The organism is Periweissella beninensis, from assembly GCF_016908275.1.
Classification (GTDB): Bacteria; Bacillota; Bacilli; order Lactobacillales; family Lactobacillaceae; genus Periweissella; species Periweissella beninensis.
In genome coordinates, this window is record NZ_JAFBDN010000003.1 from 35,874 (window position 1) to 52,328 (window position 16,455).

Below are 16,455 nucleotides of genomic sequence, written 5' to 3' on the forward strand. Positions count from 1 at the left end.
CTGGAAAAAAATTATCAGGATGCTAAAGCGAAAATATAAAAAGGACTGAATTTTTAAAATTCAGTCCTTTTTCGTATTTTATGGTTGTAGCACTTGTTTTGGTAGTAAATAACTATTATCAGGACACTATGGTATAATCTATTGTTTAACATTTAGTTTCAAATATTCTAAAATATATATTGACATAGCGAAATAGCTTACCTGACTCATAAGTTAACTATTTGGTGCACTTAAATAATTTATGAGTTGAGTGCTTTATTAAAGTTAACGTGACTCTGCTAGATGGCTAGCGAGCGTGGTGACAAATATTTCAAGTGTTTTAGCATCTTGCTCAGAGAAACGATCTAAACTTGGCGAATCAATATCTAAAACACCGTAATATTGATTATTTACAACTATTGGAATTACAATTTCAGCATTTGATGCACTATCACAAGCAATATGACCGGGGAAAGCGTGAACATCGGGGACAATGATTGTTTGCTTAGTAGCATATGCCTTGCCAACGACACCACTATTAAGAGCAATGTGCATGCAAGCAACTTTGCCTTGAAAGGGCCCAAGGATTAGTTCATTAGCATTTTTATCAAAAAGGTAAAACCCAGCCCAATTGATATCAAGAAGCGTATCCATTAATAATGCTGATGCATTTGCTAAATTTGCGATACTATTTTTTTCATTTGCTAATAATGCATCTAGTTGTTGTACTAAAAGGGGGGTTGAATTTTCCATAGAAAGCCTCATTTTTTTTAATTAATTGTAACAATTTTATTAGAAAAAACAAAGTTTCTTTTTTATTTTTAATTATTGCGGCATGCTAAGGAATATAATTTTACTGGGAGAATAATTAATAATGATAACAACTTATGAACAAGCAATTGAATATATTCATGGTCGTTCTGTTTGGAAAAAAACACCAACATTGGACCGCATTAGACATTTATTAAAATTACTAGGAAATCCAGAAACTAAAAATAAGTTTGTTCATATTACAGGTACCAACGGCAAGGGATCGACAACTAGTTTTTTAAATAATATCTTGCAAATGAACGGACTGAAAGTAGGTAGTTTTACATCACCTTATATTACTAAATTTAACGAAAGAATTTCAGTAAATAATCAGATGATAAGTGATGCTGTGCTGTTACAATTAGTCCAACAAATTGAACCAATTGTTACTGAAATTGAGCACGAACTAAAAAATGATGAAGTAGCACCAACTGAATTTGAAGTTATTACAGCGATGATGTTTTTATATTTTAGCCAAAATCCAGTTGATATTGTGCTTGTAGAAGTTGGGATTGGTGGCATTTATGACTCAACTAATGTTTTAGTACCGTTACTAAGTATCATAACGAATGTTGGTTTTGATCATATGCATGTTTTAGGGCACACAATTACAGCTATTGCACAACAAAAGGCGGGTATTATTAAGAATAGTCCTGTGATTTATGGTGGAAGGCGGCAAGATGAGGCGGGAAAAGTTATCACGCAAAAAGCCATTGCACAGAAAGTTCCATTATATACAATGGAAGATAATACTATCGAAATAGTTAATTCCGATCAGTGGACAGAGACATTTACTATAAGTAACAAAAAGTTAGACATGGCTAAAAGTTTATTTACGATTAAGTTATTAGGGAAATATCAAATCGATAATGCCATCCTAGCAATTATGGCTTATTTATTATTGGTTGAAAAGAAAATAGTGTCATTTAGTTTAGCTAAATTACAGTTAGGATTAGCGAATACAACTTGGCCCGGGCGTTTTGAGGTGTTAAGCAAAGAGCCACAAATTGTGATTGATGGGGCACATAATGTACCGGCAATGAATGGTCTGAGTGAATTATTAATGCGTAAATTCAAAAATTATCAACAAATTAATATTATTTTTGCAGCCTTAGCGGATAAACAGTTTATAGCAATGGCTAAAATTTTAATTAATATTCCAAATGTAAGCTTGTACGTGACAGAATTTAGTGGTCCTGGTAATCGGCAAATTGCAGATGAAATGCTGATTAAACGAATGTTACCAGCGGTTAATCTTAGTGATAATTGGGAAGAAACGTTAAGGGACGTAGCTAAGAATAACCCAATGACGTTAACTTTAGTAACTGGTTCATTATATTTTATTAGTGAGGTTCGCACGATATTAACACACTAACGAAGGATAATATCCGTATTTTATTTAAAAAAGTAAATAAAAGGAAACACGGATAATGTTTAAAATTAGTAAGTTAGATGAATATTCAGTCACTGAGTTATTAAATATATTCTATTGGTCACACGGGTTAAGTAATACCAAAAGGCAGTTAATTATAAATCAATATCAAGCTTGTTTTAAGAATGAATTAGCTTATCGACAAGCATGTATCACGGACTATCAAAAATTATTAGATAAGAATCCATGCTTACAAGCGGGATTATTTGTGGCAATTGAGTTAGGTCGACGAATTGAACGGGCAACACCTTTGAAAATTGGCAATGTAGTATCAAGCCAATCCTTTGGTGAATTATTGATAGCTAGTATGGGTCTATTACCCCAAGAAGAGTTATGGTTATATGGCCTAACGGCGAAACATGAAATTATCATGAAAAAGACTGTTCATATTGGATCGATTACTTCTTGCCCGTTTTTTATTCGAGATATCGTGCGATACGCTTTGAAATATAATAGTCAAAGTATCATTATTGCGCATAATCATCCCAGTGGGCATCCAAATCCATCTAAAAATGATATTGCGTTGACTAATCGTCTAGCAGATATTGTAAAAGTATTAGATATAAAGTTGTTAGATTCATTTATTATTGGTAATCAAAATTATAGTAGTTTGCGAGAATTAGGCTTATTTGTTGAAGGATAACTGGTTTTCAGATTATTTAAAACTATGTTAAAATATTAAGTATACCAAAATGGAGGAAAAGATAATGTCAATAATTATTACAATAATAATCATTGCGGTACTTATTTTTATGTGGATTAGCATCTACAATGGTTTAGTCCGCACACGCATGAATACACAAGAAACATGGAGTCAAATTGACGTTCAATTAAAGCGACGGAACGATTTGATTCCTAATTTAGTTGAAACTGTTAAGGGTTACGCCAATTTTGAACAAGGAACTTTAGAAAAAGTAATTGGGTTACGTAATCAAATTGCACAGGTGCCAAATGCTAATCATGATGAAAAAATGGAATTATCGGATCAATTGTCATCTTCATTAAAAGGCATTTTCGCCGTAGCAGAAGCATATCCAGATTTAAAGGCTAACGTTCAATACAGTCAATTAATGGAAGAATTAACGAATACTGAAAATAAAATTTCATATTCACGACAATTATTTAATTCAAGTACCGCTAACTATAATGGTAAATTACAATCGTTTCCAACTAACATTGTAGCTAAGGTTCACCATTTTGAACCAAGTGAGTTTTTGGAAACACCAACTGCTGAAAAAGAAGTACCTAAAGTTTCTTTTGGACCTGATGGTAAATAGTAACTGAGGAAATTAAAATGTTATTTGAACAAATTGCACGTAATAAACGTAAAACTATTTTTTTACTATTAGGCTTTATGATTTTAGTGACTTTGGTGGGAGCAGCCATTGGGTATTTGTTTTTTAATTCACTAGAAACTGGGGCGTTTATTGCACTAGTTGGTGGAGCAATATATGCTTGGTTGATGATTGAACAGTCGACTGAGATCATTATGAATATGAATAATGCACAAGAAATTACTAATCCTAGTCAAGCGCCCCAATTGTGGAATGTAGTGGAGGATATGGCGATGGTCGCACAAGTGCCAATGCCACGGGTATTCATTATTGATGATGCTAGTCCTAACGCGTTTGCAACAGGTAGTAATCCCAAAAAAGCAGCAGTTGCTGCAACGACTGGTATTTTGGATCGTTTAAACCGTGAAGAATTAGAGGGTGTGATGGCCCATGAAATGAGTCATGTTCGTAACTACGATATTCGCATTTCTACAATTGCATTGGCTTTAACAGCAGTTATTTCAATGCTTGTAAATTTTGGATCTAATTTTTGGTTTCTAGGTGGGGGAAATCGAGATGAAGATGAACGCAAAGAAGGTGGTCAATTTCAAATATTGGTAATGCTATTGTCGGTATTATTGATGATATTTGGGCCATTAGTAGCGACAATAATTCAATTAGCAATATCACGAAATCGTGAATACTTAGCTGATGCAAGTGCCGTCGCGTTAACCAGAAATCCACAAGGATTGATAAGTGCCTTAGAAAAAATATCTAATTCAGAGCCTATGCAACATGCTGATCCCAATTCAGCTGCATTGTATATTGAAAATCCATTTAAGAAAAAATCATTTGCAAATCTATTTTCAACACACCCAGCAACAAGTGATAGAATTGCTCGACTAGAAAAAATGTGATATAAATACCAAATTAAAAGCGGCTACAGCAATCGAGTTTTGGATTGCTGTAGCCGCTTTTTAGAGGAATCAAAGAACTAATTAATATTAGAAAAATTCAGGAGTTATATTGGCTAATTTACGTTGCCAATCAACATTAGGGTATTTTCGAAGCAAGATAATTTTAAGTAACCGTAAGGCAAGGTTGCCATTCCGGGTTAAAATAGGACCATGAAAGTAGGTTCCATAGACATTACGATAAATCACGCCCTCCGTCTTATCAGTCCCGTTATTACCATTACCATTTAATACCGTACCAAGGGCTCGTTCATTATCACTGAGAAATGTTTTACCTTGATGGTTTTCAAAGCCATGGTATTCCTCACCAGTTTCCGCATTTTTGATAGTAATATTACCAATAAAGCGATTATCACTTTGATTTAAGGTATAGTGTTTAAGCGCACCAATTCCTTTAATTTTAGTACCATCAGCAAGTAAAAAATATTCACCTAGTAATTGATAACCACCACAAACAGCAACCATGGGGCCATCATTTTCAATGAAACGGGTAATTTCGCTTGAAATACGCGGTAAGTCTTGCGCTACGATTGATTCTTCGTAGTCTTGCCCACCACCAAAAAGTGCAAAATCAAAATCATCGGCGTTAAATGCATCATCTAAGGAAATTAGTTGTGAATTTACGGTAACACCAACTTGCTTAGCATAATAATTCAAGGCAATTATATTGCCGTAATCACCGTAAGTATTCATTAGGTCGCCATATAAATGAGCAACGTTAATTGCATAGTTATCAGTTAGCATTATTCCCCCATTCCTCCTTTGATATAACCTTTTTGTGCTAAAAGTGCTCTTAATTGAAGCATCGCGGTGTAAGTTGCCATAATGTAAACTTTTTTGGTGGGAACTGCTTTAATTGCCATAAGGGCATCAGCCAAATTGGGATAAACACTTTGTTGCGTAAAACCGGCCATTTTAAGACGAACATTAAAGTCTTGATAGCGCTCACCACCAGTAATCACCGCTTTAATATTAGTAGCGTGTAATTTTTCAAAATTAGCATCCCAAATCCATGAAGTATCGATACCATCAGCATAGTTAGCATTTAAAAGGGCCATTAATGAATAATCAGCATTTTCAGTTGCAATCATATCAATTGTTTGATTAGCACCAACAGGATTTTTAACTAAGACAATGGTTACTTCTTTATCATCAACCTTAATTGATTCTTGGCGGCCAAAAATCTGAGCATCAGCATCAAAAGCGGTATGAATTTGTTCATTAGAAACACCTAGATAGCGACCAACAGCATATGCCGCTAAGGCATTATAAATGTTATAAAGGCCACCAACTTCAATTTTAAACGATGAGTTATCAATATCAAATGTGGAGCTAAGTGGTGTCAACTCATGTAACTTAGTAACGGCATAGGTTAAATGAGGGCGTTTGAAATTATCGGTAGTTGAAAAATAACTGCCCAAATTAGCATACGTAATATAGTGATAATGTAATATTGAATCATCAGTTGGTGATAAAATACCATCTGTATTAGCAGGTGCTTTGATATCACCGACCATTGGCTGATGATTAAAACCATAGAAAATTTTTTGATTTTTTAAAGTATCGCGCTGAAAAATTGGCGAATCACCATTGGCAATTACAACCGCATCAGGTGCTTGTTTAATACCATCAATAATTTTTTGATATGTACTATAAATTTCACCATAGCGATCTAATTGATCACGAAAGATATTAGTGATTAAAAAAACTTTGGGTTTGATATATTTAGTAATTAAAGCAACGTTTGCTTCATCAACTTCTAAAACAGCTAAAGGCTTTACACCAGACTTACTCGCGTTAGCAGTTAGTAACGTACCAGTAATTCCTTGGATCATATTTGAACCTGAAGGATTAGTGATTACTTGTGAGAATTTTTCACGTAAAACGCGAGTCGTTAAAGCAGTTGTGAGTGTTTTACCATTAGTACCAGTAATAATGATAAAATCGAATTTGTTAGCAATTGTTTTTAAGACAGTGGGATCTAATTTGGTAGCAATTTTACCCGGAAGTGATGTTCCACCACGGTGTAAAATATCGTGTAAGAGCCAGTAACTAGATTTACCAGCAGCAGTAGCTAATGAACTACGAAGTGACATTACGACGACTTCCTTTCCTAAAGCGATATTATTCTTAATATTATACATGTTTCCTAGCAAGCATGACAATTTTTCGTAATCCTTTGCTTTTTTTTAGAAGATTTTAATTACCATTTGTTGAAATTTCCGCTATAATGGTAGGCGGTATTATTAAAAGTAGATAACAAAGTTCATTTTGTTAGGGGGAAAATTTTGGCACAATTATATTTTCGATATGGTGCAATGAATAGCGGTAAAACAATTGAAATTTTGAAAGTTGCCCACAATTATGAAGAACAAGGAAAACATGTCATCATTATGACAAGTGGTTTAGATAATCGTGATGGGTTAGGCAAAGTATCTTCGCGCATTGGGATGAAAAGAGATGCCCAACCAATTTTTCCTGAAACTGATATCTATAGTGAAATTAGTAGAAATGTCAAAAATATTTCGGCTATTTTGGTTGATGAAGCACAATTTTTAACACGTGATAATGTTTTGCAATTAACGAAAATTGTAGATCAACTACATATTCCCGTTTTGGCATTTGGTTTAAAAAATGATTTCCAAAATCATTTGTTTGAAGGCTCAGAAGCATTATTATTATTTGCTGATAAAATTGAAGAAATCAAAACTATTTGTTGGTTCTGTGGTCGCAAGGCAACCATGAACTTACGAGTAAATGACAATGGACCTGTCTATGAAGGTGAACAAGTACAAATTGGTGGTAATGAAAGTTATTACCCAGTTTGTCGTGAACACTATTTTCACCCACTATTAAATAAATAGCAAGCAATGCTAGTTATGTTCAATTGCCAAGATAGGCCAAGATATTTAGGAGAATTTTTACATGGATGAAATGTTTGAAAAATTACAATCAGTAGTGGATCGCTATGATGAAGTCGCAGAAATGCTAAGTGATCCTGATGTAATTAGTGATACAAAAAGATTTATGGAACTTTCAAAAGAAGAGGGTTCATTACGTGAAACAAATGAAGTTTATAAACATTATAAAGAAGTAATCCAAACAATTACTGATGACGAAGAAATGTTATCAGAAGAAGAGTTAGATGCTGAATTAACTGAAATGACCAAAGAAGAGCTTAGTGAACTAAAAAAAGAAAAAGTTGAATTGGAAGAAACTTTAAAAATTTTATTGTTACCTAAAGATCCTAATGATGATAAGAATATTATTATGGAAATTCATGGTGCTGCTGGTGGAGATGAAGCTTCATTATTTGCTGGTGATTTATTAAATATGTACATGCGCTATGCTGAAAATCAAGGATGGCAAACTGAGATTATCGATGAAACAATGACGGAAGTCGGTGGATACAAATTAGTTGTTGTGATGATTACTGGTACTTCAGTTTATTCTAAACTTAAATATGAAAGTGGTGCCCATCGTGTACAGCGGGTACCATCAACTGAATCTGCTGGGCGAGTCCACACGTCTACTGCAACGGTTGGTGTAATGCCTGAATATGAAGATGTAAATATTGAGATTGAAGATAAGGATTTACGTGTCGATGTGTTCCGCGCTTCTGGGGCCGGTGGTCAACATATTAATAAAACTAGTTCAGCTGTTCGAATGACGCACTTACCAACTGGAATTGTAGTTTCAATGCAAGATCAACGATCACAACAACAAAACCGAGCTAAAGCATTACAAGTTATGAAAGCGCGAGTATATGATTTTTATGCGCAACAAAATGAATCTGCTTATGCACAAGAACGTAAATCAGCAGTCGGAACTGGGGATCGGTCTGAACGAATTCGGACCTATAACTACCCACAAAATCGGGTAACTGATCATCGAATTGGTTTAACATTAAATAAATTAGATCGTATTGTTAATGGTGAATTAGATGATGTGATTGATGCTTTAATTATTGCTGATCAAACTGCTAAATTAGAAAACTTAAAAAACAATGACTAAAACAAATTTTGAAGTCCGTCAGTGGGCTTTTTCTTATCTTAATCAAGCTGATGTTGATTTGCTATTAATGGGGCTAAATGATTGGACATATAGCCAATTAATTCTACATTTAAGGGATGAATGCCAAAATTGGCCAATTTTTGAAGCCTATGTTAGGCGTGCGCGTAATGATGAGCCAATTCAATATATTTTAAAGCAAGCACATTTTTATGATCGTTTTTTTTATGTTGATCAACGAGTTTTGATCCCAAGAATGGAAACTGAAGAATTAATTGAATGGGTTTTAGCGGATAATCAGCAAAGTCATCAAAAAGTATTGGATCTTGGTACTGGCTCAGGGGCAATTGCTATAACGCTTAAATGTGAGCAACCCAGTTGGCAAGTTACAGCTAGTGATATTTCAAAAGATGCGATTGCGGTTGCTAAGCAGAATAGTACAAGTTTAAAAGCAAATGTTGATTTTATTGTAAGCGATGTTTTTAATAATATCGACGATAAGTATGATTTAATTATTTCAAATCCGCCATATATTGCCGATACCGAAATCACGGTTATGGATCAAACAGTACTTAAGTATGAACCACATTTAGCATTATTTGCACCCAATCATGGGTTAGCGATTTATCAGCAAATTGCGCTTAATTTAAAGGACCATTTATTAACAAATGGAACGGCATATTTTGAAATTGGCTACCAACAAGGGCCACAAATTATAGCAATTTTTAAAAAAGCTCTACCAGATGCAACTGTTAGTTTGCAAAAAGATATGGCTGGTAATGATCGGATGATCAAAGTTGGTGTATAAAAAATTAAGGAGGAATTATTTTGGAAACTAAAATGTTATCAACAAGTGCAAGTGATTTGGAACTAGCAGCTCAATTAATTAATCAAGGCCAAGTTGTCGCTTTTCCGACAGAAACAGTTTATGGATTAGGCGCAGATGCCACAAGTGAAGAAGCAGTTAAAAAAGTTTTTGCAGCTAAGAATCGGCCAAGTGATAATCCCTTAATTGTAACAGTCGCTAGTGTAGCAATGGTTGAACGTTTTGTATCAGAGATTCCTGATATTGCCAAAAAATTGATTGCAAATTTTTGGCCGGGTTCATTAACAATTATTATGAGGTTTAAAGAAGGTGCTTTGTCACCAATTGTGACCGGTGGTTTAACAACCGTTGCCTTTAGGTTACCAGCTAATCCAATGACACAAAAGGTGATAGAATTAGCGGATACTCCAATTGTTGGACCAAGTGCTAATATTTCTGGAAAGCCTTCGCCAACTACTGCGCAACATGTTTTGCATGATATGCAAGGCAAAATTGCAGCAATTATTAATGATGGTGCAACAGAAATTGGTGTTGAGTCAACTGTTATAGATGTAACAACCCCCGTACCAACTATTTTAAGACCAGGTGCAGTTACACCAGAACAGCTTGAAGCAGTTATAGGGCTAGTAGCTTCAGAAAAAAGAAAAGTGGGACAAAAGGAAACACCGAAAGCTCCCGGAATGAAGTATCGGCACTATGCGCCAGACGTCCCCGTCTATATGGTTAAACCAAATGACTGGAAGGCAGCAATCATTTGGGCGCAACAACAGTTATCTACCGTTGGTATTATGGCACCGGATGACATAATCGCTGCCCAACAATTAAAAGGAATGGACTTTGTGTGGTCATTAGGAAGTGGTGTAGCAACTGCCAATGCTAAATTATTTGCTGGCTTACGCTATTTTGACAATCGAGATGATGTTAAGTTAATCCTAGTTCATTATTTTGAGCAGGATGGGTTGGCCTTAGCCTATGATAATCGTTTAGGGAAAGCAGCAAGTGGTCAATTTTTTGTAAATGAAAACTAAAAAATTGAACAAAAGTGCCAAAAAGGCGGAAATAAATTTTTCGGCCTTTTTGCGTTCTAGATATATTGAGTAGGGTTACTAATAGGAACGGACGTAAATTAATACCTAAACATTAGTTAAAGATAGAACTAGGAAAAGCTTGCTAAAGAACGTATTAATGAGCTATATTTAAGGTGTTATTACCATTTAAAAAGTGAGGTCACACAGCATGAATTATCGAGATTTAGATCGAAAACTTTGGGATGCAATTGCCCGTGAGGAAAAACGGCAAGCCCAAAATATTGAGTTAATTGCATCAGAAAACATTGTTTCACAAGGTGTCCAAGCAGCACAGGGGTCAGTTCTGACGAATAAGTATGCAGAAGGATTTCCTGGAAAACGTTACTATGGGGGGACTGAATATGTTGATGAGGTTGAAAATTTAGCAATTGAACGAGCTAAAAAATTATTTTCAGCTGAATATGTGAATGTTCAACCGCATTCAGGATCACAAGCTAATGCTGCTGTATACCAAGCATTATTACAGCCGGGTGATACTGTCTTAGGAATGGATTTAAATGCGGGAGGCCATTTAACACATGGCTCAAGGGTTAACTTTTCAGGAAAATTATATAATTTTGTGCCTTATGGGCTTAATTTAGAAACCGAATTATTAGATTATCAAGCGATTGCAAAGCTTGCTCGAGAACATCAACCTAAATTAATCGTGGCGGGGGCCTCAGCCTATAGTCGATTAATTGATTTTAATGAATTTAGAAAAATTGCTGATGAAGTAGGCGCATATTTGATGGTTGACATGGCTCATATTGCGGGCTTAGTAGCGACCGGTTTACATCCTAATCCGGTCGAAGTTGCGGATGTTGTTACAACTACTACTCATAAAACGCTAAGGGGACCACGCGGTGGGATGATTTTAGCTAAAGAAAAATATGCTAAAAAACTAAATTCAGCAGTTTTTCCTGGCACACAAGGTGGTCCATTAGAACATGTCATTGCTGCAAAAGCAGTTGCTTTTGGAGAAGCCTTACAACCAGAATTTATTGATTATAGTAAGCAAGTCATTAAGAACGCACAAGTAATGGCTAAGGTATTTAATGTGTCAGGATTAGTTAGAGTGATTTCAGGTGGTACTGATAATCATCTTATGACAATTGATTTAACGAAAACAGGTTTAAACGGTAAACAGGCACAAGATTTATTAGATACGGTCGCAATTACTACTAATAAAGAGGCAATACCTAATGAAACACTAAGCCCTTTTAAAACGTCAGGCTTACGTTTAGGGACACCGGCAATTACATCGCGTGGCTTTAAAGAAACAGATTGTATCGAAGTAGCTAAATTAATCCTACGTGTTTTAGCTAAGCCAACAGATGAGACTGAATTAAATGAAGTCGCAGAAGCGGTAAAAGCACTTACAAATGCACATCCAATTACACGTTAATTGCAAAAAAATGTGAATCCAACAATATTAATAACTTTCAGTTTCAAGAAAGTTGCTAGTTTGCTATACTTAAATAAACACAATAAGAGGTAGGTAAAAATGGGTAAGTTCGAAGTTTTAGATCATCCTTTAATTCAGCACAAAATGACAATTATTCGCGATAAAGAGGTCGGAACAAAGGTTTTCCGTGAAATGGTGAATGAAATTGCTATGTTAATGGCATATGAGGTAACACGTGATATGCTTTTGGAAGATGTTGAAGTTCAAACACCAATTACAACGACAGTGAAAAAACGGTTAGCTGGTAAAAAGCTAGCAGTTGTGCCAATTTTACGAGCTGGGCTAGGAATGGTAGATGGGATTGTTAACATGATTCCAGCGGCAAGAATTGGGCATATTGGGATGTATCGTGACGAAGAAACCCTACAACCAGTTGAATATTTTGTTAAATTACCAGAAGATATTGATCAACGTGAGGTATTAGTAGTTGATCCAATGTTGGCGACCGGTGGCTCAGCAAATATGGCGATTGAGGCTTTAAAGAAGCGTGGTGCAAAGACTATTAAATTAGTTGTATTAGTATCAGCGCCAGAAGGCGTTAAAGCTGTCCAAGCAGCGCATCCAGACGTTGATATATTTACAGCAGCGTTAGATGAAAAACTAAATGCTGAAGGTTACATTGTGCCAGGTTTAGGTGATGCCGGTGATCGTTTGTTTGGTACTAAATAATTAAAAAATTAGAATATGAGCGGTGCTTAGTTGAAAAGATATTGACTAAGCAGCGCTTTTTATGTAATATATTTAGAAATACTAAATCCTTTAAAAGTCGTCCAGTGAGGCGCTTAAGGATTTCATCAATTAATATTTAAGATTACAAAGACACAACTAATTGTGACCAAGCATATTGATGAAAGCCCTAAGCCTAATACTGGCTTGGGGCTTTTTTAGATAATCTGGAGGAAAAAATGGAAAATAAAACAACAAGAAACGTCGTACTGGATATTGCTGATCGACCAAAATTTGGTGCGTGGATGGGCCTTTCATTGCAACATATGTTTTCAATGTTTGGATCAACGGTATTAGTTCCATTATTAGTTGGTATGAATCCAGGGGTGGCCTTATTTAGTTCTGGGGTTGGAACGCTAATGTATATACTGATTACACAAGGTAAGATTCCCGCATATATGGGATCAAGTTTTGCCTTTATTACACCCATGTTAGCCTTGATGTCAACCACTGGTTATCCAGGTATTGCCCAAGGGATTTGGTCAGTGGGACTAGTTTACTTAATAGTAGCAATTATTGTTTCTGTTATTGGTTCCAAATGGATTGACTATATTTTACCACCGATTGTGGTCGGACCAATTGTTATGGTGATTGGCTTATCATTAGCTGGTTCAGCAGCTAAAAATGCGACACTACTGCAAATAAGTACAACTAAGAGTGTTTACGATATTCGAGTATTTTTGGTAGCAATAGCAACTCTTTTAGTTACAATTGCTTTTAATATGTTCTTGAAGGGCTTTTTAGGCTTAATTCCAATTCTGTTAGGCATTGTTAGTGGTTACTTGATAGCTATTCCAGCACATTTAGTTGATTTTAGTAAGGTAATTGCAGCGCCTTGGTTTGCATTGCCAGCGTTTCAAATTCCATTTTTGAATTATCAACCCAGTTGGCATTTTGGTGCAATGTTAGCAATGGCACCATTAGCGTTGGTCACGATGACTGAGCATATGGGCCATATTATGGTTTTAAATAAATTGACAAATCGTAACTTTTTTCAAGACCCAGGCTTAAAAAGAACTTTAGCTGGTGATGGGACCGCTTCAATTATTGCTGGCTTTTTTGGGGGACCAGCAGTGACTTCATATGGTGAAAACATAGGAGTTTTAGCGATTACACGGGTTCATTCAGTATGGGTTTTAGGTGGGGCAGCCACATTTGCGATATTATTTGCCTTCGTTGGTAAATTATCAGCACTAATTCAATCAATTCCAGGTGCGGTAATTGGTGGGATCAGTTTCTTGTTATTTGGGGTAATTGCTTCATCAGGATTGCGAATTATTGTTGATAATAAAATTGATTTTAATATAAAAAGAAACTTAATGATTGCTTCTGCTATTTTGGTTATTGGGATTGGGAATGCATATTTACAAATTGGTAGCACACAATTTTCTGGCTTAGCAGTTGCGACTGTGTTAGGCATTATGCTTAATTTAATATTACCCAAAGTGGCTGCTTCTGAAAAAGAACTAACTAATTAAAAGTTGAGCAATTTTTAAATCATGACTACTTAACCTTATTAACGATATTTATAGGATAATTTATAAGAAAAAATAAATATTTTTTAACCGCTTACAATCTTTTTAAATCAAGGATTTAGTTTATAAGCGGTTTTTATTTTCAGATATTAATATTGTAAGTTTGGAAACAATGGAGTAATATATCCATTGTATTTTGAGGTATTTATTTAAACTAACTAGTGCGTTGTTTATTAAACTATTGCAAAATATCGATTGACAAATTTAGTAATAGAAAAGAGGTGAAATTTTGTGGGTGAAAAAGCTCCTATGTTCAAATTTCTGGGGCTAACGTTTAATGGGACTAATCTAATTTCGATAACAGTTGTTACCATTTTGACTTTTTTGCTGATTTTCTGGTTATCTAGAAGTCCGCAAATTAGGCCAGGTAAACGACAAAATGTTTTAGAATGGATTATTGATTTTACAAATGGAATTGTAGAATCTTCATTGCCAAACCGTACAGGACAAGGTCTAAGATTATTAGCATTTGTATTATTTGTCTTTATCTTTATAGGTAACCAAATAGGTTTGATTTTACAAGTCAAGCTTGGCGATATTACTTATCTAAAGAGTCCGACGGCTGATCCAATTGTTACAATGACTTTAGCACTTGTAATGCTTGTTATGGCACATTACTTAGGGGTAGCAACGCTAGGATTTAAGAAATATTTTAAAAATAATTACTTAAGTCCATTCGTATTTTTATTACCCATTAATATTATCGAAGAATTTACGAGTTTCCTAACATTAGGACTTCGGTTGTTTGGTAATATTATGGCTGGTGAAATGTTGCTTAATTTGATTGCGGGAATAGCATATTCACATGGGGTATTAAGCTTTATCCCAGCCCTTGCAATTGAAGTTATCTGGCAAGGTTTCTCAGTATTTATCGGTAGTGTGCAAGCATATGTATTTGTTACATTGGCAATGGTTTATATTTCTGAAAAGACGGTAGTCGAAGAAGTTTAATTTTGCGTTATTTTTAATTTATTAAAGTATAGAATTATTTAATCGGAGGAAGTATCAAAATGGAAAACATTGGTCACTTAGCTCAAATTGGTGCAGGTATTGCTGCTGGTGGAGCCGCTATTGGTGCCGGTATTGGTAACGGACATGTTATTGCTGCTATGATTGAAGGAACTGCACGTCAACCTGAATTAGAAGGTAAATTACGTGGAGCAATGTTCCTTGGGGTTGGACTTGTTGAAGCTGTGCCAATCCTTGGATTCGTTATCTCATTACTCTTACTTAGCAAGTAAGAAATCCTTATAAAATTTAGTGGAAAGTGAGGTAGCAAAATGTTTTCAGTTGATGTTTTAACAACAGCAGAAGGCCTAAATTCGGGTGATATGTTTTTTATTATCGTTTCATTCATTGTCTTATTACTGCTTGTTAAAAAATTTGCATGGGGTCCTGTTACAAAAATGATGGCCGATCGTGCGGATAAGATTGCTGATGATATTGATGCAGCTGAAAATGCACGTGATGATGCCGAAAAACTTGCAACGGAACGCAGACAACAGCTTCAAGCATCTCGTCAAGAAGCAACAACAATTGTCGCCGACGCTAAAACGCAAGGAAATAAGCAACGTGAAACAATTGTTGCAAATGCGCAAAATGACGTTGTTGCAATGAAGAAAACAGCTGGTGCGGAAATCGAGCAAGAGCGTCGTGATGCTTTGGATGGTGTCAAAAATGACGTGGCAGCCTTATCAGTTGAAATTGCAACAAAGATTATTCAAAAAGAATTAAAACTTGAAGATCAAAAAGCATTGATCGACTCTTATATTGAAGGGTTAGGTACAAAGCATGAAGCTTGATCAACAAACTATAGCAAAACGCTATTCACGAGCCCTTTTTGAATTGGCAATTGAAAATCAGCAAACCGATGAAGTTATGACAGATTTAAAATCACTAGTTATAATTTTAAAAAATAATCCTGATTTTATTACTGCAATCGATAGTCCTAACTTACCGCAAGTTGCAAAACAACAAATAATTGTTGCTTTAAAGCAAGATGCTCATAAGTTAGTTGCTAACTTAATTCAAATGGTTTTTGATTATAACCATTTCGCAGCTTTGCCTGCAATTAGTGTAGCTTTTGAAACATTAGTTAATGAACAAAAACAAATTATCGCAGCGAACGTTGTCTCAGCTGTAGAACTTACAGTTGAACAAAAACAACGCTTAGCGACAGAATATGCTAAACGTGTTGGCGCAAAGCAAGTTGTTATTAACACAACAATTGATAGTTCGATTATTGGTGGAGTTATTATCGAATCAGCCGGTCGGATTATCGATGGAAGTGTTGCTACAAAAATTGCTAAGTTAAAACGCATGTTAGTTGTTAAATAAACAATAAAGAGGTGAAACC

At 35.2% G+C, this 16,455-nt stretch carries 18 protein-coding genes; 15 read left to right on the forward strand and 3 right to left on the reverse strand.

Features of this window, described 5'->3' with window-relative positions; all coding sequences use genetic code 11:
• Positions 1-264: 264 nt before the first annotated feature.
• A complete protein-coding gene (locus tag JOC59_RS01735; RefSeq protein ID WP_205143079.1) occupies positions 265-732 on the reverse strand; it encodes a GAF domain-containing protein in 468 nt (155 codons plus the stop codon).
• 121 nt (positions 733-853) lie between these two features.
• Here JOC59_RS01735 and JOC59_RS01740 point away from each other — a divergent pair, with 121 nt between their 5' ends.
• The 4 genes from JOC59_RS01740 (at position 854) to htpX (ending at position 4,412) form a co-directional block, all read left to right on the forward strand.
• On the forward strand, positions 854-2,164 hold the full coding sequence (locus tag JOC59_RS01740; protein ID WP_205143080.1) for a bifunctional folylpolyglutamate synthase/dihydrofolate synthase: 1,311 nt from the start codon (positions 854-856) through the stop codon (positions 2,162-2,164).
• Between the two features lie 55 nt (positions 2,165-2,219).
• Positions 2,220-2,864: a JAB domain-containing protein gene (locus tag JOC59_RS01745; RefSeq protein WP_205143081.1), complete on the forward strand. Its 645-nt coding sequence runs from the start codon at positions 2,220-2,222 to the stop codon at positions 2,862-2,864.
• 64 nt (positions 2,865-2,928) lie between these two features.
• Positions 2,929-3,498 carry a LemA family protein gene (locus JOC59_RS01750; protein WP_205143082.1) on the forward strand — a complete coding sequence of 190 codons (570 nt, stop codon included), beginning with the start codon at positions 2,929-2,931 and terminating at the stop codon, positions 3,496-3,498.
• Between the two features lie 17 nt (positions 3,499-3,515).
• Complete coding sequence (htpX, locus tag JOC59_RS01755; RefSeq protein WP_205143083.1) at positions 3,516-4,412, forward strand: zinc metalloprotease HtpX; 897 nt, start codon at positions 3,516-3,518, stop codon at positions 4,410-4,412.
• Positions 4,413-4,499: 87 nt separating this feature from the next.
• Here htpX and JOC59_RS01760 read toward each other — a convergent pair whose 3' ends face one another.
• Both JOC59_RS01760 and JOC59_RS01765 read right to left on the reverse strand, forming a co-directional pair.
• A complete protein-coding gene (locus JOC59_RS01760; protein WP_205143084.1) occupies positions 4,500-5,213 on the reverse strand; it encodes a type 1 glutamine amidotransferase in 714 nt (237 codons plus the stop codon).
• On the reverse strand, positions 5,213-6,565 hold the full coding sequence (locus JOC59_RS01765) for a Mur ligase family protein (RefSeq protein ID WP_205143085.1): 1,353 nt from the start codon (positions 6,563-6,565) through the stop codon (positions 5,213-5,215). The genes JOC59_RS01760 and JOC59_RS01765 overlap by 1 nt, the downstream gene beginning before the upstream one ends.
• A gap of 192 nt (positions 6,566-6,757) precedes the next feature.
• Between JOC59_RS01765 and JOC59_RS01770 the strand changes: the two genes are divergently transcribed.
• From JOC59_RS01770 to atpH, 11 genes are all read left to right on the forward strand, one after another.
• A complete protein-coding gene (locus JOC59_RS01770) occupies positions 6,758-7,333 on the forward strand; it encodes a thymidine kinase (RefSeq protein WP_205143086.1) in 576 nt (191 codons plus the stop codon).
• Positions 7,334-7,394: 61 nt separating this feature from the next.
• Positions 7,395-8,483 carry a peptide chain release factor 1 gene (gene prfA / locus JOC59_RS01775; RefSeq protein WP_205143087.1) on the forward strand — a complete coding sequence of 363 codons (1,089 nt, stop codon included), beginning with the start codon at positions 7,395-7,397 and terminating at the stop codon, positions 8,481-8,483.
• Positions 8,476-9,288, forward strand: a complete 813-nt coding sequence (prmC, locus tag JOC59_RS01780; protein WP_205143088.1) for a peptide chain release factor N(5)-glutamine methyltransferase — start codon at positions 8,476-8,478, stop codon at positions 9,286-9,288. Before prfA ends, prmC begins: the two co-directional genes overlap by 8 nt.
• A 20-nt stretch (positions 9,289-9,308) precedes the next feature.
• Positions 9,309-10,334: an L-threonylcarbamoyladenylate synthase gene (locus JOC59_RS01785; protein ID WP_205143089.1), complete on the forward strand. Its 1,026-nt coding sequence runs from the start codon at positions 9,309-9,311 to the stop codon at positions 10,332-10,334.
• A 208-nt stretch (positions 10,335-10,542) separates the two neighbouring features.
• Positions 10,543-11,778 carry a serine hydroxymethyltransferase gene (gene glyA / locus JOC59_RS01790; RefSeq protein ID WP_205143090.1) on the forward strand — a complete coding sequence of 412 codons (1,236 nt, stop codon included), beginning with the start codon at positions 10,543-10,545 and terminating at the stop codon, positions 11,776-11,778.
• Positions 11,779-11,877: 99 nt separating this feature from the next.
• Positions 11,878-12,507 carry a uracil phosphoribosyltransferase gene (upp, locus tag JOC59_RS01795; RefSeq protein ID WP_205143091.1) on the forward strand — a complete coding sequence of 210 codons (630 nt, stop codon included), beginning with the start codon at positions 11,878-11,880 and terminating at the stop codon, positions 12,505-12,507.
• 236 nt (positions 12,508-12,743) lie between these two features.
• The gene (locus JOC59_RS01800; protein ID WP_205143092.1) at positions 12,744-14,042 is read left to right on the forward strand and encodes a solute carrier family 23 protein; all 1,299 of its coding nucleotides are present in this window, start codon (positions 12,744-12,746) and stop codon (positions 14,040-14,042) included.
• A 288-nt stretch (positions 14,043-14,330) separates the two neighbouring features.
• Positions 14,331-15,050 carry a F0F1 ATP synthase subunit A gene (gene atpB / locus JOC59_RS01805; RefSeq protein WP_420875264.1) on the forward strand — a complete coding sequence of 240 codons (720 nt, stop codon included), beginning with the start codon at positions 14,331-14,333 and terminating at the stop codon, positions 15,048-15,050.
• A gap of 59 nt (positions 15,051-15,109) precedes the next feature.
• Positions 15,110-15,340: a F0F1 ATP synthase subunit C gene (gene atpE / locus JOC59_RS01810; protein ID WP_205143094.1), complete on the forward strand. Its 231-nt coding sequence runs from the start codon at positions 15,110-15,112 to the stop codon at positions 15,338-15,340.
• 39 nt (positions 15,341-15,379) lie between these two features.
• Positions 15,380-15,901 carry a F0F1 ATP synthase subunit B gene (atpF, locus tag JOC59_RS01815; RefSeq protein WP_205143095.1) on the forward strand — a complete coding sequence of 174 codons (522 nt, stop codon included), beginning with the start codon at positions 15,380-15,382 and terminating at the stop codon, positions 15,899-15,901.
• Positions 15,891-16,436, forward strand: coding sequence for an ATP synthase F1 subunit delta (atpH, locus tag JOC59_RS01820; protein WP_205143096.1), 546 nt, complete (start codon positions 15,891-15,893; stop codon positions 16,434-16,436). The genes atpF and atpH overlap by 11 nt, the downstream gene beginning before the upstream one ends.
• Positions 16,437-16,455: the final 19 nt, after the last annotated feature.